This window comes from Limnospira sp. PMC 289.06 (genome assembly GCF_032350395.1).
GTDB lineage: Bacteria > Cyanobacteriota > Cyanobacteriia > Cyanobacteriales > Microcoleaceae > Limnospira > Limnospira platensis.
Genome location: NZ_JARPLC010000109.1, coordinates 1 through 17,083 on the forward strand (window position 1 = coordinate 1; position 17,083 = coordinate 17,083).

The following is a 17,083-nucleotide window of genomic DNA, read 5'->3' on the forward strand; positions in this document are numbered from 1 at the left end:
CAGCCCTATTTCATACCCGAACGTCTCGCACCTTGCGCTTACACTTATCACTACTGAGATATCGACCAATATTCTCAGAATCCAAGAGGACTTAAAACGTTCCGTTTATATTGGCCTTCCATCTTTAGATTTGCCCTTTCCACCGGGGTAATTTTAAAGGTCTGTGTAGGTAACAACAGAAAATTCCTACTTTTCCCCTTGCTCTTTTTGAGCGCAGCGCATCAACTTATTTCGCTACCCAATCATTACGATGGTTCAAGTCAGACATTCGGCTCACGCCTAATCATAGATGGTTGGCAGTGGTCGGAGTCTTGGGAGTGGGTTCCACCTCACGCCTTGCGTTCCCCGCTTCAATCTGACGGGTCGTGACTCCTGAAATTGGGGGTGGCTATCGCCGTCATCCTCAACGTTGTAACAAAATGTTAAATTTTATTTCAAAGTATGTTGACCTTGGATTCCCTGACTATTTTTCGTATCGGATGATACAAAACGTCGGTACATATAAACAGTTATGGGGACGGTCAGGAGTGCACTCCTTATATCCAACCAAGGGGTTGAAATCCCCACCAGGTAGTTATTTCGAGCATCTCAGCCCTATGCACGCACCTGAACGTCTCGCACTCTGTTGCTGATTGTAGCAGATTGGCTGATTGGGTCTGTCTCCCTGGCATGAGGTAACATCGCTTATAGGTAGTCCAGCAGGTAGTCGAGGAGTGCTCGCGGGAAGTTCCCAAGAAAAGGACGGCGCTTGTACCTCCGTTTTGAGTCACAGTTTCAGCCCCAAATCAGAACCCGATGATTTGTCAAGTGATTCATAACTCCAGGGTTCGCGCTACTATGAGAATTGGGCAGCCCTGAGCCATAGCACCTCTGTTAGATGTGAATTATGCCTAAACGCGGTCAATCCTCATTTCGCCGTCTTCTGCTATCCCGGATTTTACTGTTAAGCCTTCCGGTGTTGTTGGTTGGACAATATGTGACCTATCGCAAAGCTCGTTCAGCTTTACTAGAAACGGCTCGTCTGAACTTAACTGAAAGTGCAGTTAAAAAAGCTGCGGGTATTGATGAATGGGCGAAGTCCTTGAGATCCAGTTTGATTTTAGTGGCTCACAGTTCCGTTTTGCAGTCTGGAGAAGAGGATAATTTTCAAGGTTTTCTTGAAGAGGTGGTCTCGGAATTACCTTTTGAGGTCAACTGTCTGCAAATGACTAATCTGGAAACGAATGAGATAGTTGCTAGTACCTGTGGTCTGGCGGCGCAGGTTCAATTTCCCCAAAATTTATGGTCTGCTACTCAATCTGAGAACTGGACTGTCAGTCAGTCAGAAGCTCATATTATTAATGTGGGAACTGCAGAGGTTGACAACGGCTTTTTTCCTGAAAATATCGATGATAGTGGGTCAGATACTCCAGAAACGAGGCAAGTTTTACCTCGCCGCCAAAATAATCAACTCAGTTTAATCTCTATGGCTCCGGTTTATATTGCTGATGGAGAAGTTAATCGACTCCGTTATGGATTAAGTCTGGAGTCTTATTCTTTCCTCAGAGGTGAGCAAACCCCGAAATCTTTAACAGGTTCTACTGTAATTTTAGATGACACGGGAACTATTGTGGCTCATCCTAATCCGCAGTCGGTGGGATTAAATATTAGGGATCACGCTGATTCTCAGAGGTTGGATAGTTTACTGCGTAGTGCGTTGGCGGGTCGCACTAATTTTATTCATTTGTTTTCTTTTCAACAAAATGGGGAAGAATTATTGGCGGGATATCATGCTATTGACAGTCCGGTTTTTCCCAAGAATGATGATAGTAAGTGGGTCATCTTGGCGGTGGCTAGTTTGGATGATGCTCTCTATGGATTAAAGGATATTAATTCGGTTTTAGTTGTGCTAATTATGAGTTTGATTATAGCGATTATTAGTGCAGCATTATACCTGTCTAGGGATTTGGCACGTCCTTTAGAAAAACTCCGAGATTATGCGCTACAAGTTAACAGCATTGAATCCCATGTAGAGGTTCCTAAAAATCTGAAAATCCGGGAAGTTGAGCAGTTAGCTCAGGCTTTGCGGACTATGGTGGATCGTTTGCAGTCTCGGGCTCAAGCCTTGGCTTTTGCGACTAAGGAGGCGCGGGTGGCTAACCAGCTTAAAGATGAATTTTTGCGGGTTATATCCCATGAGTTGAGAACACCGCTTAATGGCATTATTAATTCTCTGAATTTAATTCAGGATGGCTTCTGTGACGATCGCGATGAGGAAATGGAATATTTGCAGATGGCTAATGACTCGGCTCTGCATTTATTTGACATTGTTAATGATATCTTAGATATTGCCTTGATTGAGGAAGGTCAACTATCTTTGTTTTTGGAACCGACGGATTTGGGGGTGATTCTCCAAGAGGCGATCGCCTTACAAACTCTGGATATTCAGCAGAAAGGTTTAGATTTAAACTTAGTGTTATCCGCTGAACCTCTGGAAGTACAAGCAGACCGAGATAAACTTAAACAGGTTTTTCTCAATATTATTAATAATGCGGTCAAGTTCACCCAAGCTGGTAGTATCACGATTACTAGCCAACTTGAGCGCTTCCCAAATGCGGCGGGGAATGCGATCGCTTCTAATTCTAATTCCAGTCAGATTATCAAAGCATCTGAACAGGTAATTGTAACTATTGTCGATACAGGAATTGGGGTAATCCGAGAAAAGCAAAGCCAACTATTTCAGCCCTTCGTGATGGTCGATGGTTCCACCACTAGGGAGTCGGGAGGGGTGGGTTTAGGATTAGCGATCGCTCGTCGTCTAATGGAAATGATGGGTGGCGGTATTCAACTTGACAGCGCCGGACACGACCAAGGTACTACAGTTACCATCGCCATGCCAACTTTACAAGCAGCAACACCACCTTCTCAACATCAGAAGACTACCAGAAAATCTAAAAAGAAAGTTAAAAGTTGACTCATAATTTTGTCTGGCACAGATCATTGGTTATCCTAGAGAAAGAAATAGCCCTGATTATAGATAGTCTGTTCAGATTTCGCGCCAGGAGTATGTCAAAGCCAAATTTCTGAGTCTCATCATGGATAAAATTAAGTTTCGCAGATACAAAAGAACAGCAGTTATCACCCTAGTCCTGATAGCATCAGTCGGTCTGGAAGCCTGCGCTTCTTACCACAAAAGACGAGAAGTATATAGAAATCTTCAGGACTGCCATCAACAATGGGGTGAAGCTAATCTATGTGAACCAATTACCGATGGTTCCTACCCCGTAGGCTACCATTATGGTCCCTATTATAAACATCGCGGGGGTCGCTACTATTACTATCGTACCTTCAATTCAAGCCCTCGTGCTGTTCCCTCTAGTGCAGGTATCACTAATACCACTCGTGGAGGTAGGAGTCCCTCTGTTGGTGGTGTGAGACGAGGTGGTTTTGGTTCCGGTGGTCGCAGCGCTACATTTAGAGGTACAGGAGGGAGTCGAGGGGGTTGATGAAAGTTAAATTTAGCCAGCCTATTGTCGGCGAACTCGGCGGTTGTAATGACTGTCTGCTTCTTGGATATCTAAGTAAGAACTAGGGTCTTCGGCAACCCATCCTAAATTGGAGTTATAGCGGACTTCAAAATGGAGGTGGGGGCGATCGCTACTTGGTCGGCCGGTCTGACCCACTAATCCTAAAGTTTCCCCTAATGCTACTTGCTGTCCGGTGTCAACCACAGTTTCCAAAAGGTGAGCGTAGCGGGTTTGTTTTCCCTGGGCGTGATTAACTACCACCAGATTACCATAGCCCTCTCGATATCCAGCAAAAGCTACCACACCTTTACCCACAGCTAAAACAGGAGTTCCGGTGGGTGCGGATAAATCAATACCTCCATGAAATACTACTTGACCACTAACCGGGTCTAACTGCCACCCATAGCGCAACAGTACCTCAGCCATAATTGGTAATGGATAGCCAGATAACAGGTTAGGGGAGGGAGTAACTGGCGGCGCAGGTGCCCAGTTGACTCCGGGAATAAATACTACCCTGGGTTCAGCTTGACAGCCATTGACTTCAAAAATTACATCGGCTCTGGTATTATGGGCACGCGCTACATCCACCCAGGTCTGACCGGGTTCTACTTCTATCTGAATGCCATTGTAGGGGGGAATCAGGATCTCTTGTCCGACGGAGACTACACCATCACGTAAACTGGGATTCATACCCATGAGGGTAGCAGGAATTAAATTGTACTGTCGCGCAATGGTTGCTAGGGTTTCGCCTGGGGCGACACGATGACGTTGCAGACGGGATAAAGCCGGAGTTGGACAAACTTCTCGGGCTTCCTGGGAAAATACGTTAGCTAGTCCCACAGGGGCGATCGCACCTAGGAAGATAACAGAGATCAAGGCTGACTTGCAGATCATATTCAGTCCGTATTAACTTCGTTAATTAGTTACAGCAGGGCAATATTGGCTTTAATATAGCCGAGGCTCGGATACAATTGCTAAAATTGAGGCAAGGAACTTAGCTTCATCGCTGGGGTTCATTTGATTTAGAGATATCGATCCGGTCGGAATATTTAAACATGGATTTATCTTTTAGGCAGTTAACCGTGTATCTGGCCCTACTTTCGATCGGGGGCGGTACTGGTTTAATCGGTGGTCGCTATTTATATGCTAATCATCTGGTGACTAATTCTCCCGCCGTCCCCGTGGTTCGAGAAGTGTCCCCGGAAACGCCACCCTACTACCGTCAGAGTCCTATTGCTGCACGCAATAACTCCAATTTTATCGCTGAAGCTGTCCAAAAGGTGGGACATTCGGTGATTCGTATTGATGCTGTGCGGAGTGCTTCTAAAAATTTACCAGATGCTTTGAATCATCCCCTGTTTAAGCGGTTTTTTGGCGATCGCATTCCCCAGGAGCATGAACGGTTACAGCGGGGAACAGGTTCGGGATTTATTATCAGTTCTGATGGTCGTCTGATTACTAACGCTCATGTGGTCGATGGGGCTAATATAGTCCGTGTCACTCTTAACGATGGTCGCGTGTTTCAAGGTCAGGTGAGGGGGGTTGATGACTTAACTGATATTGCTGTGGTCAAAATTGAAGCCCAGGATTTACCTACAGCTCCTATTGGTGTTTCTGAGGGGTTGATTCCCGGTCAGTGGGCGATCGCTATTGGTAATCCCCTCGGTTTGGATAATACCGTAACCGTGGGAATTATTAGTGCCATTGGGCGATCGAGTTCTCAGGTCGGTATCCCTAATAAACGGGTGCGCTTTATTCAAACTGATGCTGCTATTAACCCTGGTAACTCAGGAGGTCCCCTGTTAAATGATCGGGGTCAAGTTATTGGCATTAATACCGCTATTCGTTCTAATGCTCAAGGTTTGGGCTTTGCTATCCCTATTGAAACCGCCCTGCGAATTGCTAATCAATTATTTGACCACGGGAGAGCAGACCATTCCTTCCTAGGGGTGAAAATGGTTGCCCTTAACCCCACCATTAAGGAGGAGATCGATCAGCAACTCAATCTTAAACTGACTAAGGATAGGGGAGTGTTAGTGGTTCGGGTGGTCGAAGGCTCTCCCGCTGCTAATGCTGGTATTCAACGGGGAGATATCATTAATCGAGTCGCCGGCACCCCGGTTATCACTCCCACCCAAGTCCAAGAGCAAATCCAATTTACCCTGGTGGGACAAGAGTTGGAAATTGAGATTGACCGTCTGGGAAAAACCGAAACCATTAAAGTGCAGATGGCTGCGGCTCCAGACTCCGCTTTGTCAGGGGTTGACTGACTTTGAGGTAAATTACTATTACCCCTTAATCCGGTTAATCCGGTTAATCCCGTTCTGGTTTAGTTGATTGGGAACGGGAAGACGGGGTGCTGGAAATATTTTCCTCTAGGTGCATACGCTGCTCCATCTGACGGAGAAAATACCCGGTCATCATGGCTGAAGCTAGTAAGCCAGCCAGGTTGTCTCTATTGGTTGTGATTTGTACGTCGAAGTCATCTGAGGGTAAAACGCCTACCAGACCTTGGACATTGCGGGAAATTATTTCTTTGATCTCTGGACTGGCTGATTGAGCAACGTGGGCTAAAACATCGGGATGTTGATGTTGTAGATAGTGCAACAGGGGGTTCTCAGAGATTTCTTGGTCATTAGACGAATGAAAGTCGGAGTTAAAAACCATGAGGTGACTTGTTAGTGTCTGCTCTACTTTAGTTCTACTTTAATTCCAGTTTAGTCGATTTAACTAGATGCTGTGCTATCTTCTGGCAAATTTGTCTTTAAATTTAGCGACAGTTGCTGGGGAAGTTGGTCTAGTTGAAAGTATTGATGGAATTTTTTGCTGACCTGTAACCAATAGGAACGGGCTTGGGGTTGTCGTCGTTTGGTGACGAATTCTAATTCTACCAGTTCCTGAACGTGCTGATAAGCACCACTACCTCGTAATTCTACCAGATCGGTTTGGGTAATGCCACCATTAAGGGCGATCGCTGCCAAAGTCCGTAAAGCCCCCACACCTAATTCTGGTGGTACTAGGGTGTGCATTAGTTCCCCGTAGGCTTGGCGCAGTTGCAGGCTGTAACCTTTCTTGGTTTCCACAATTTCTAAGGCCGTATCCCGGTGGGCATAATCTGACATTAGTTGAATTATGGCTTCTTCTGCTTGGGGGCGATCGCATTGAGCTAATTGTACAATCTCGGACAAGGACAAGGCTTGACCTTTCAGGTACAAAATTGCTTCAATCTTAGCTAGGAGACTAATGGCCATAAAACTGTCGGTAATTTATAACATTTCCCATTGATAGGGGAACTATGCCACAATTATAACCACATTATAGCATCAATTATCCCCCTTGGGCAATTTCGGTTAACAAATAACCATTATTTACTGGCTCTAGGAAGGTTAAATTAGTTGAATATTGGGCGGCTATGATACCATATAATATTACCCACCTCTCCTGGGGCTCTAACTGCTGCCTGGCTGGGTCTCAGGTTGGAGTTGATCCGCCAACCATATACAATCCGAATAGCTGAAATATACTATATTTGGAGGCGATAACTTACGGATTTTTATGAAAAAATTATGGGCTAATTATTGCCAATACATGGGATTATTAATCGCCACGGCTGTTATGGTAGCAGTCAGTGGTTGGGCTATTGATCAAATCCCAGATTCCCATTTAATATCGGATTTACCCGCACCTCAAACTACCGAAAATATGGCTATGAATGACCAAGTAGTGGCGGCTTACACGGGTTTTGCGTTTCGGCTGTTTTCTCGTGTTTATCAGCATCAAAATCAGGAAAATATTTTTATTTCTCCGGCGAGTATTACTAATGCTCTGGCTATGACCTATAATGGGGCGGCGGGAACTACTAAAGAGGCGATCGCTCAAACGTTGCAAGTTCAGGATATCAGTTTAGCAGAACTAAATCAGGCTAATTTGGCTCTCAATCAGTCAATTTCAGCCCTTGATGAAGATGTGCAAATTAATATTGCTAATTCTCTTTGGTTGCATCAGTCGGCTTTTTTCTTACCCGATTTTCTCGACCGGATCAATCAGTTTTATCAGGCTAAACTCACAGCAGTTGATTTTAGTAGTCCTGATACCCCATCCCAAATTAATGATTGGGTTAAACAGGAAACTAATGGCAAAATTACTCAGATTGTCGAAACTATCCCTAATCAAACTATTCTGTATCTAATTAATGCCATATATTTTAAGGGTATGTGGTCGGAACCATTTGACAAAGAACTCACCCAAGAACAGCCTTTTACCCTGATTGATGGTAGCACAAAACTCCATCCCCTCATGTTTCAATTTGGCAATTATCTGTATCTGGAAAACTCCGATTTTCAAGGCATTAGCCTTCCCTACGGTGATGATGCTAGATTTAGTTTATATGTATTTCTTCCCCGCGAAAATGTCAGCCTCGATCGCTTTTATACCCAGTTGAATGCTACCCAGTGGGAAGAATGGATTAAGCAAATGCGATCGCGACCAGGTTCTATCCAACTACCCCGTTTTCAACTTGAGTATGAAGTCGGTTTAAACGATAGTTTGAAATCCATGGGGATGGATATAGCTTTTGACCCTAATCAAGCTGATTTTTCTAATCTGACTCCAGATAATAATGTACGCATCTCTGAGGTTAAACATAAGACTTTTGTAGAGGTTAACGAGGAGGGAACCGAAGCGGCGGCGGTAACTTCAGTTACCGTATTTACCGAAAGTACCCCCTCCATACCTGAACCATTTTCAATGGTGGTAAATCGTCCATTTTTTCTGGCTATTCGCGATAATCAAACCCGCACCATTTTATTTATGGGTTCTATTGTAGACCCAGGGTTATAGGTGCGTCAGTTTTTAACCATCCGGTGATAATTGGGATTTAGGGGTTATATGGTAGACCCAGGTTATCGGTGCGTCAGTTTTTAAGAATCGGGTAATGATTAGGATTGAACTATTCTGACGCACCCTACTAAATGTCATTGATGGTAGTTATCGGTGCGTCAGTTTTTAAGAATCGGGTGATGATGGGGATTGACCTATTCTGACACACCCGAAAAAGCTGCTTTTTTTAGGAATTACCAAAATTCCGGGAACCAGTGTAACCACTTAATTGTGCTAAACGTTCTAAAGAGATTAACCCCGGATGTAATTCACCGTTAATTTCCCAAGCTGGATATCCGGGAATACCCTTAGCTTGACACACATCCGGTTGCGGATTTTCTCCACCGGGGTCGCATTCAATATAGGTAAGATAATTGATGGCTTGTTGACCAAATAACTGTTTTTGTTGTTCACAGAAATTACACCAGTAAGCACCATACATCACAGCACCTACATTAGTTAAATGTTGAGCCAGGGAGATATTATCTGGATTAGAAGCTGAGGTGATATTATAAGAATTTTGACTCCCATCACTGAGGGATGGATTCTTAATGGGAGCATAAATAGCTAGAGTGCTAATTATAGTCACCATAGCCACAATGACACCTAAAAAAACCAGTTGACCGATATCATCCCAATTACGGCCAATGATAGTTAATACCAATAGACTGAAAGAGGCGATCGCCGAACCTATACAAAACCAGCAAATCGATTGGATTTCAAAAGCCATGATATACATCAGATAGCTACTGAAAATCGCCATAGAACAGGCTCCTACAAACATCAGTAACCAGGTGTAATTTTCGACTTTAGTCCGCAAAGTTTTCTGAGTTTCTGAACTAATAAATAGTGGCACAACCGCCATAGCAATCATATAGACATAAGCCAGAAAGCCAAACAAAGCCAGAGGTAAGCCAAAAACTTCCGCATAGGGACTATCTAGGACACTCTCACAGCCTTCTGTAGGACAGCTAGTGGGTCCTTCCTGTAGTGCTTGTATGGTTAGATACGAAGTAATAGCAGCCCCAAAAGCACCAATTCCAGCAATAATCAAACGTGACTTTTGTTGAATCCACGGAGTTGAACGCTGACGCATCTGAATCATCTGTAATTTCTCCTAATTAGAGGTTCCAGGGAATGATGGCGGTATGGTAAACCACAAGAGATATAATTGTAACAATTTAGATTGTAATCTGGTATGGCGACTCCTATAACTATAACAGTGGGGGTTGAGCCACGGGGTCTCATCTCTAACAGAAACCCCCTCCCGGTTGTCTGTGGCTGGCTGGTAAATTACTCCCCAAGGATTTATGAATGATGGCAGTTTATTATATATTGGTGTATAATGAAAGTTTGATTTCCTGAATTATATGCCGGCTATGTCTGCCCTATCTCCTGAATTAAAAGAACGGCTATCTTCACCCCTAAAGATTGGCAAATTTGAGGTAAACAGTAGGGTGTTACAATCGCCTCTGTCAGGGGTGACTGATTTGGTATTTCGGCGCTTGGTGAGGCGCTATGCTCCCAATTCGATGATGTATACAGAGATGGTACACGCTTCCCAAATTATTCATGTGCGGAAGTTACCAATTCTGATGGAAATTGACCCGGGAGAACGTCCGATTAGTATTCAATTATTTGATTGTCGCCCGGATTTTTTGGTGGAGGCGGCGCGAAAAGCTGTGGAAGAAGGGGCGGATACTATTGATGTGAATATGGGTTGTCCGGTGAATAAAATTACTAAAAATGGCGGCGGTTCTTCGCTGTTACGACAACCGGAAATCGCTGAGAAAATAGTGCGATCGCTTAACGAGGCTGTATCAGTTCCCATCACTGTCAAAACTCGCTTGGGTTGGGATGATGACGAAATCAATATCTTAGATTTTAGCAAACGCATGGAGGATGCGGGGGCGCAAATGTTGACTATTCACGGACGCACTCGCGCTCAGGGCTATACAGGGAAAGCTAACTGGGAATGGATCGCTAGGGTGAAGCAGAGTTTATCAATTCCAGTAATTGCTAATGGGGATATTGTCTCGGTGTCCTCGGCGGTTCAGTGTTTACAGGAAACTGGCGCTGATGGGGTTATGTGTTCTCGGGGAACTCTGGGTTATCCGTTTTTGGTGGGGGAAATTGATTATTTCCTGAAAACTGGCCAGATGAAGACAGCGCCCACAGTGGTTGAACGTTTAGAATGTGCGAAGGAACATTTACAAGCACTTTGGGTGTACAAAGGTCAGCGTGGTATTTATCAGTCTCGTAAACACATGACTTGGTATGCTAAAGGTTTCCCAGGAGCAAATGAACTGCGGGAACAACTGGCTAAAGTTGAGACGGTTGAGCAGGGATGTGATTTGCTTGATGGGGCGATCGCCATATTCAAATAATTAGGAGCAATTATGGAATCATTAAAAGGACGAGATTTGCTGAGTTTGGCTGATTTGACTGTGGCTGAATTGCACTCGGTGTTATCTTTGGGAATTCAGTTAAAGTCGGGAATGCGGAAACTACAACGACGGAAGGTTTTGGGGTTGATGTTTTCTAAGGCTTCGACTCGTACCCGTGTCAGTTTCTCGGTGGCTATGTATCAATTGGGGGGACATATAATTGATTTAAATCCTAGCGTTACTCAGGTGAGTCGGGGGGAACCTTTGGTTGATACGGCGCGGGTATTGGGTAGATATTTAGATGCGATCGCTATTCGGACTTTTGCACAAAAGGATTTGGAAACTTTTGCTAGTTATGCGGAAATTCCGGTAATTAATGCTCTCACTGATCGGGAGCATCCTTGTCAAGTTTTGGCGGATTTGATGACGGTTCAGGAATGTTTTAATCGCATGGCTGGACTGACTTTAACTTATTTTGGGGATGGGGCTAATAATATGGCTCATTCCCTGCTCTTGGGTTGTGCTATGGTGGGGATGAATATTAGAATTGCTACCCCCTCTCAGTATCCCCCAAATCCCGAAATTTTCGAACAGGCTAAGGCGATCGCTGCTGGTAAAACTGAGGTGATTATTACTGATGATCCGGCTGAAGCTGCCAAGGGATCTCATGTGTTATATACTGATGTTTGGGCGAGTATGGGTCAGGAGAGTGAGGCGGATGATCGTATTCCTTTATTTATGCCTTTTCAGGTCAATGAAAGTCTATTAGCTAAGGCTGATGATGATGCGATCGTTCTCCATTGTTTACCTGCTCATCGAGATGAGGAAATTACTGATGGGGTAATTGAAGGAGTGCGATCGCGGGTTTGGGACCAGGCGGAAAACCGAATGCACGCCCAAAAAGCATTATTAGCTAGTTTACTTTCTGATGATTAATTAACCCATACCTTCACATTAACCCGGTTTTTGGATGCACCCAATACCTGATTAACCGGGTTAATTATCTCAATAATTATGGGTAATTTTAGTGATGCTTAATGCAGCGCCATCAAGCTGATTTATCCCTGAACAAAATCAAAATATCTGAGAGTTTATCTGGTCTGATTACTCATGATTCACTGAGTATAATCAACTGGTGATTAAATCCTAATCATCATCTGGGTCGCCCCAGTTTTCCGGGAATTTACCTTTAGTGGTAACCCTTTTGAGAATTTTTTTATCAACATAAAATCGCTTGGGAGGCGGTGGTTTTTTGGCTGGAGCGGGTTCGGTTCGCCATATTAATCCTAGTAGGATAACACCAATCAGAACAGCTTCCATATCTTGAAATTCCTCACAAAATGACGATGGAGAGTACCTGCTACCCACAGGCTATGCGATCGCTGGTAACCAAAGCCCCTGTAGGGTGACGCACCCCTCAGACTGCTATGGTTTTTCTGGATTTAACACCAGTCTAATCATCGATTTAGGCAATGTCAATAAAAAGTCCCACTTTTTAGGAAAAAGTTACCCAATTCCCTACCTGGTGCTGATTTAGCTATTGCTGCTACGGTTTAACCTGGTTGTGTGCTATGGTTAACATGAGTTTAAATTATATTAACAACTGTATAATCATGGCTGTAACAATTAATTGAAGGTCAGCGATAGTAGCAATTATATCTGAGGTGATCATCATTCTCAAGGTAGATGTTTTTCGGGCCCTTATGGTGCTACACTCTATAGTGTGTAAATTAGATTATGAGGATAACTTAACACCACTGACAAAAATATTAAGTACATATACCATTTAGCTCAGGTGTAAATTAGATTGATATGGATCTCTATAGATATCTCCAACCATCTATAATTGATTTTTATATCAATAAAATTGATGATATGATCGCCTCAGATATGTTTTATAAATACAAATAATCCCAGAAATTGAGGGTGGTATATATGTCCAAATTAGCAACTTTTCAAATTCCTGAATATTCAGTAGAACCTACATGGGGGAGTGGCTTAACAGTGGTGAACCAGGAACAGTTAACCTGCTTGAGACGAGGAGTTGCCGTTTGGAATAAATGGCGAGAAGATTACCCAGAAGTGGACCCAGATATGATGAATGCTAACCTCAAAGGAATGTATCTCAAAGGGGTTGATTTTAGTGGTGCTAACCTGACAGATACGGATTTAAAAGGAGCCTATTGTTTAAGGGGAAGTTTCCCAAAGGTTGAGGGAGATCAAGCTCAGTTTGATGGGGCTTATTTGAAAGAGGCTGATTTTTCTGGAGCTTATTTACAGGGGTCGAGTTTTAAAGGTGCTGATTTGCGAAATGTAAATTTTACTAATGCTCATTTGGTGGGTGTAGATTTCCGAGGTGCGGATCTCCGGGGTGCTAATTTCAGTGGCGCAAACCTTTACCGATCGCAATTAATGGGAGCGATCGCCAGTGAAACTAAATGGTGTAAAGCTAATCTATTAACAGCTAATTTATTAGGTGCAGATTTACGGTCGGCTAACCTGGAAAATGCTAATTTAACTCGCGCCAACCTCGAAGAAGTAAATTTGTCCAATGCTTTAGCCTTCCATGCAAATTTTGAGCAGGCTACACTGACGGGAGTATGTATAGACCAATTAAAGATTAATAATCAGACTAATTTCCGGCGGGCTGTCTGTGATTTTGTTTATCTGAAGCCTGATAGACAGGGGCGTTATCCTTTCCCTTCTAATTATCAGTCTTTAGAAGAAGATGCGATCGCACTAATTTCTCGGATTTCCTCCAAGTTGATACCAATGCGATCGCCTAGTTCTTCCCCCGTTTAATAGTGGCTAAGTAGCTGCTTAAACTTTTTTCCTAGCCCAAGCAGTTCCTCTCCAAATAGTCACAAATAAGACACCGGAAACCAAAGCCCCTATATTCCACTTAACCGAATTTTTTAACAGGGTAATTCTGCGGTTTCTGCGGGTTTGTTCTGCTTCAATTTGAGTCCTTTGCGCCGTAGTAGACAGAAAACCAGAAAGCTCCTGTTTAATTTGGTTCACCTGTTCGCGGTTTTGAATCTCAGGAGAGCGTCCTTGGGTATCCAGACGGCTGAGAAGTTCCCGCATTTGGTCTTCTGATGTCGTCTGTTCTAACTGCTCCTGAACCGTTTGAATATCGGTGATGCGTTGTTCCACTTGACTATCAATTTGCTCACTGCTTTGTTGCTCAATTCTGAGAGTGTTGAAAATTCCTAGGGGAACCATTAAAATAAATAGTACACCTAACAGTAAAGAAAACCAAGAAATGAACATTAACAAAGGTTCTTCAAAGCGACCTCGTAAATTGCGTTCACCAAAGAAAATAAACACCAGAGAAATGAGAGGAACAGCAGACCTTTCCACAATCCCACCCATAGTTTGAAACTCCCAAACCGGGTTCATCAATTGAGGAGGAAGTATAATTGTCAGCAAATCTAACATTGATAAAAATAATAACCCGTAGCCCACCGATCGCAGGGGAGGAATGGTTTTTAACAGGTTAGAACTAAACTTCCAAAGTACCTCTACTTTATCATTCAGAGGCTGTTCAGATTGAGTCATAGGTTTAAAAGTTGTAAATTGAGAAGGGGTATAATCAGCGCTCAAGTTGAGGGAATCGAGGATGCCACCACTGATACCAAACTTGCCAAACTTCCTCTAAAATTGGGTAAGTTTCCTCAAAATAATTATCGGACATTGGCAGTGATAAATGAGACCACAAACAGCGGTGATCTCTGAGGGGTTCTTCTCCCATCAAAACTGGTATAATTCTGGACAACTGTAAGTCATAGGTATAGCGGTTTTGAATGAACTGTTCATAGGTGATAGCACTGGGACCTCTTGGATTAATACAAGAGCGAAGGTAGACACGGGAATTGTCAACCGAAAGGCTATAGGAACCTGTACTATTGGTGCGAGTTAGTGTCGGAAATTGTGCCGTAACAGAAGCATCCCTTGGATCGTACTGGCGAAACAGTTTCTCATTGGGATGGGGATGATCAACATATCGCATTTCTATCTGTAGAATTTTATCATTCTGCTGATAACGATAAATATTTCCCCAGGGTTCTGTCAGTGCTTCACTTTCCTGATGCTGCCATCCTGGTAAAGGGACGATCGCCGGAAAGGTAAAGAGTTCGACAACTTGCTCAGTAGTTTTCTGGGGTTCTAGGATTGATTTTCCTAGAACTATAACTACTCCCCCAAATGTTAGCACAAGTAATGAAATTCGCACATTTTCCCAGATTTTCATAATTTATTGGCTGGGGGTATCTTGATTAGTTGGTGGTGTATCCTGTTTAATCATAAACCAACAAAAACAGCCAAACAATGCCACGGAAATCATCGAAAATATCAGAGAACCTTCTCCGACGTGCCAGTAATAAACTGCTGCGGGTTTGTGGGCATTAGCCAGCACAGCTAATAAGACAATCCGAAATCCATTGACTACAAAACTAATTAATACTGCTACCACCGGAATAATAATTTTTTTCCAGAGTCCTTCTAAGGGAAACATCACCATAAATAGCACTGATAATCCTAACAGGTAAAACATTCCTTCTAACCCGGAACATCCCATATTGACACTCACCCCTCCATCGGGCAGCATGACGTTAAATTGATCCAGAGAAACATCAGCCCCAGAGTACCATAAAATTAAGGTGGCAAATTTAGCAGTAATGCCTGAAATATCTACCAACGGCCAAATAAATACTTTGGGAACACCTAGAAAAAACAAGATTGTTAGTTCCCGCCAGTATTCCCGAAAGCCACTGAAACCGGAAGCTATTAAACTCCAGCCAATGGCTGATATAAATGGCGAAACTCCTAACCAGTTGGAAGTGGGACGGGTGGCACTTTTTAGCAAAACCATGGCAATTATTAGCATCCCTAATAAGGTGGCTAAGGGGCTGCTGGTTTGCTTGGCGAGTTCCTGGCGTTTATCCCATACTAAAGAAAAGGCAGATAACCAAAACATGAGACTTAATGCCAAAAAGCTGACGTTATTACGATGATAAATTAGGGTCAGGTGAATTGACATTAGACCTCCGGCGATCGCCATCAGCCAAAATTCTGACTGTTTCCAGGATTGAATTGACAAAAAATTAGGTGTGTTCATCATCAATTTTTTCCCAAATATTACTATGGTGAAATACTCTAGCCATTATCTATCGGATACTAGGACATTCATCAATGGGGGTAATTTCCTACAGATGTAGGTGTCTGGGTTGTCAATAATAGCCTAGCTAGATTATAGCTGGAAGGGGGGATTTATATAGCGATCGCCTGGAGAATATAATCTCTCAACAGATAACTATATGGCTGTAAGTCTCAAATACTAAATATTATTATAATTTTCTGATAATGTTGGTGCGAGACGTTCAGGCATGAAATAGGGTTGAGATACCCGAAATAACCTCCTGGTAGGAATTTCAGCCCCTTGGTTGAATATAAGGAGCTCGCTCCTGACCATCCCCATAACTGTTTATATGTCCCAACGTTTGGAAAGACAACCTTCCAAACAAGGCAGGGGACTCAAGGTCATAAACAAACTGTTTTGATTGGAGAGTGTAGACTCCATGATATAGCAGGGAGTAGAGAGTAACGGCGTTAGCCACCCCCAGTTTTGGAAATCATAACTCCAGGATTGAAGCGGGGAACGGAAGGCGTGAGGTAGAACTCACTACCAAGATGCGACCACTGCCAACCATCCATGATTAGGGAAACCGAATGTCTGGCTTGAACCACCGTCATCAGTAAGCAGCGAAATAGGTTGATACGCTGCGTTCAAAAGAACAAGGGGAAAAGAAGAGGTTTCGACACACCATCTTCACAGACTTTTAAAAGTACCCCGGTGGATAGGACAAATCTAACGATGGAATGCCCGTATAAACGGAACGTTGTAACCCCTCTAATGCTCTGCCCATAAATAAGTGAGCAATATTACTCACAGGCAGTAGTGAAAAATGTAAGCGTATGGTGCGAGACGTTCGGGTATGAAATAGGGCTGAAATGCCCGAAATCACTACCCGGTGAGGATTACAGCCCCGAATTTTGATATAAGGAGCGCACTCCTGACCATCCTCATAACTGTTTACATGTCCCGACGCTTAGGGAACTAAGCAAGGCAGGGAACCCAAGGTCCTAAGCGAACCGAGAAATCACAGAGCAGAGGGTAACGGCGATAGCCACCCCCAGTTTTGGGAATCATAACCCCCCCAGGATTGAAGTGGGGAACGGAAGGCGTGTGGAGGAGCCTACCTCCTACTCGACCACTGCCAACCATCTATGATTAAGGAAACTGAATGTCCA

At 43.6% G+C, this 17,083-nt stretch carries 15 protein-coding genes; 7 read left to right on the forward strand and 8 right to left on the reverse strand.

The window, feature by feature from the left end:
- Positions 1-886 precede the first annotated feature (886 nt).
- Positions 887-2,953 carry a sensor histidine kinase gene (locus P5674_RS18450; protein WP_006617006.1) on the forward strand — a complete coding sequence of 689 codons (2,067 nt, stop codon included), beginning with the start codon at positions 887-889 and terminating at the stop codon, positions 2,951-2,953.
- Positions 2,954-3,074: 121 nt separating this feature from the next.
- Complete coding sequence (locus P5674_RS18455) at positions 3,075-3,485, forward strand: hypothetical protein (protein ID WP_006617005.1); 411 nt, start codon at positions 3,075-3,077, stop codon at positions 3,483-3,485.
- 21 nt (positions 3,486-3,506) lie between these two features.
- Here the strand turns inward: P5674_RS18455 and P5674_RS18460 are convergent, their stop codons facing one another.
- On the reverse strand, positions 3,507-4,400 hold the full coding sequence (locus P5674_RS18460; protein WP_006617004.1) for a LysM peptidoglycan-binding domain-containing M23 family metallopeptidase: 894 nt from the start codon (positions 4,398-4,400) through the stop codon (positions 3,507-3,509).
- A gap of 161 nt (positions 4,401-4,561) precedes the next feature.
- On the opposite strand from P5674_RS18460, the gene P5674_RS18465 reads away from it, so the two are divergent.
- The gene (locus P5674_RS18465) at positions 4,562-5,776 is read left to right on the forward strand and encodes an HhoA/HhoB/HtrA family serine endopeptidase (RefSeq protein ID WP_315670190.1); all 1,215 of its coding nucleotides are present in this window, start codon (positions 4,562-4,564) and stop codon (positions 5,774-5,776) included.
- Between the two features lie 43 nt (positions 5,777-5,819).
- On the opposite strand, the gene P5674_RS18470 is transcribed toward P5674_RS18465, so the two are convergent.
- On the reverse strand, positions 5,820-6,173 hold the full coding sequence (locus tag P5674_RS18470; RefSeq protein WP_006617002.1) for a DUF760 domain-containing protein: 354 nt from the start codon (positions 6,171-6,173) through the stop codon (positions 5,820-5,822).
- A gap of 59 nt (positions 6,174-6,232) precedes the next feature.
- Positions 6,233-6,757 carry an SMC-Scp complex subunit ScpB gene (scpB, locus tag P5674_RS18475; RefSeq protein WP_006617001.1) on the reverse strand — a complete coding sequence of 175 codons (525 nt, stop codon included), beginning with the start codon at positions 6,755-6,757 and terminating at the stop codon, positions 6,233-6,235.
- 304 nt (positions 6,758-7,061) lie between these two features.
- On the opposite strand from scpB, the gene P5674_RS18480 reads away from it, so the two are divergent.
- Positions 7,062-8,345, forward strand: a complete 1,284-nt coding sequence (locus P5674_RS18480; protein WP_315670191.1) for a serpin family protein — start codon at positions 7,062-7,064, stop codon at positions 8,343-8,345.
- A 226-nt stretch (positions 8,346-8,571) separates the two neighbouring features.
- Here P5674_RS18480 and P5674_RS18485 read toward each other — a convergent pair whose 3' ends face one another.
- Complete coding sequence (locus P5674_RS18485) at positions 8,572-9,489, reverse strand: vitamin K epoxide reductase family protein (protein WP_006616975.1); 918 nt, start codon at positions 9,487-9,489, stop codon at positions 8,572-8,574.
- A 274-nt stretch (positions 9,490-9,763) separates the two neighbouring features.
- Between P5674_RS18485 and dusB the strand changes: the two genes are divergently transcribed.
- Both dusB and argF read left to right on the forward strand, forming a co-directional pair.
- The gene (gene dusB, locus P5674_RS18490; RefSeq protein ID WP_035737076.1) at positions 9,764-10,771 is read left to right on the forward strand and encodes a tRNA dihydrouridine synthase DusB; all 1,008 of its coding nucleotides are present in this window, start codon (positions 9,764-9,766) and stop codon (positions 10,769-10,771) included.
- 12 nt (positions 10,772-10,783) lie between these two features.
- Entirely contained in the window at positions 10,784-11,707 is a 924-nt protein-coding gene (gene argF, locus P5674_RS18495) for an ornithine carbamoyltransferase (protein WP_315670192.1), read from the forward strand.
- 210 nt (positions 11,708-11,917) lie between these two features.
- Here the strand turns inward: argF and P5674_RS18500 are convergent, their stop codons facing one another.
- Positions 11,918-12,091 (reverse strand): hypothetical protein, encoded by a 174-nt coding sequence (locus P5674_RS18500; protein WP_014275724.1) that lies wholly within the window; start codon positions 12,089-12,091, stop codon positions 11,918-11,920.
- A gap of 615 nt (positions 12,092-12,706) precedes the next feature.
- Here P5674_RS18500 and P5674_RS18505 point away from each other — a divergent pair.
- Entirely contained in the window at positions 12,707-13,573 is an 867-nt protein-coding gene (locus P5674_RS18505; RefSeq protein ID WP_006616972.1) for a pentapeptide repeat-containing protein, read from the forward strand.
- Between the two features lie 18 nt (positions 13,574-13,591).
- Here P5674_RS18505 and hpsJ-A read toward each other — a convergent pair whose 3' ends face one another.
- The 3 genes from hpsJ-A to crtA are packed head-to-tail and all read right to left on the reverse strand — an operon-like array spanning position 13,592 to position 15,893.
- Positions 13,592-14,332, reverse strand: coding sequence for an HpsJ-like protein, cyanoexosortase A-associated (gene hpsJ-A / locus P5674_RS18510; RefSeq protein ID WP_014275726.1), 741 nt, complete (start codon positions 14,330-14,332; stop codon positions 13,592-13,594).
- A 34-nt stretch (positions 14,333-14,366) separates the two neighbouring features.
- Positions 14,367-15,023 (reverse strand): cyanoexosortase A system-associated protein, encoded by a 657-nt coding sequence (locus tag P5674_RS18515; RefSeq protein WP_006616970.1) that lies wholly within the window; start codon positions 15,021-15,023, stop codon positions 14,367-14,369.
- A 3-nt stretch (positions 15,024-15,026) separates the two neighbouring features.
- Entirely contained in the window at positions 15,027-15,893 is an 867-nt protein-coding gene (gene crtA / locus P5674_RS18520; RefSeq protein ID WP_006616969.1) for a cyanoexosortase A, read from the reverse strand.
- Between the last annotated feature and the right edge of the window lie 1,190 nt (positions 15,894-17,083).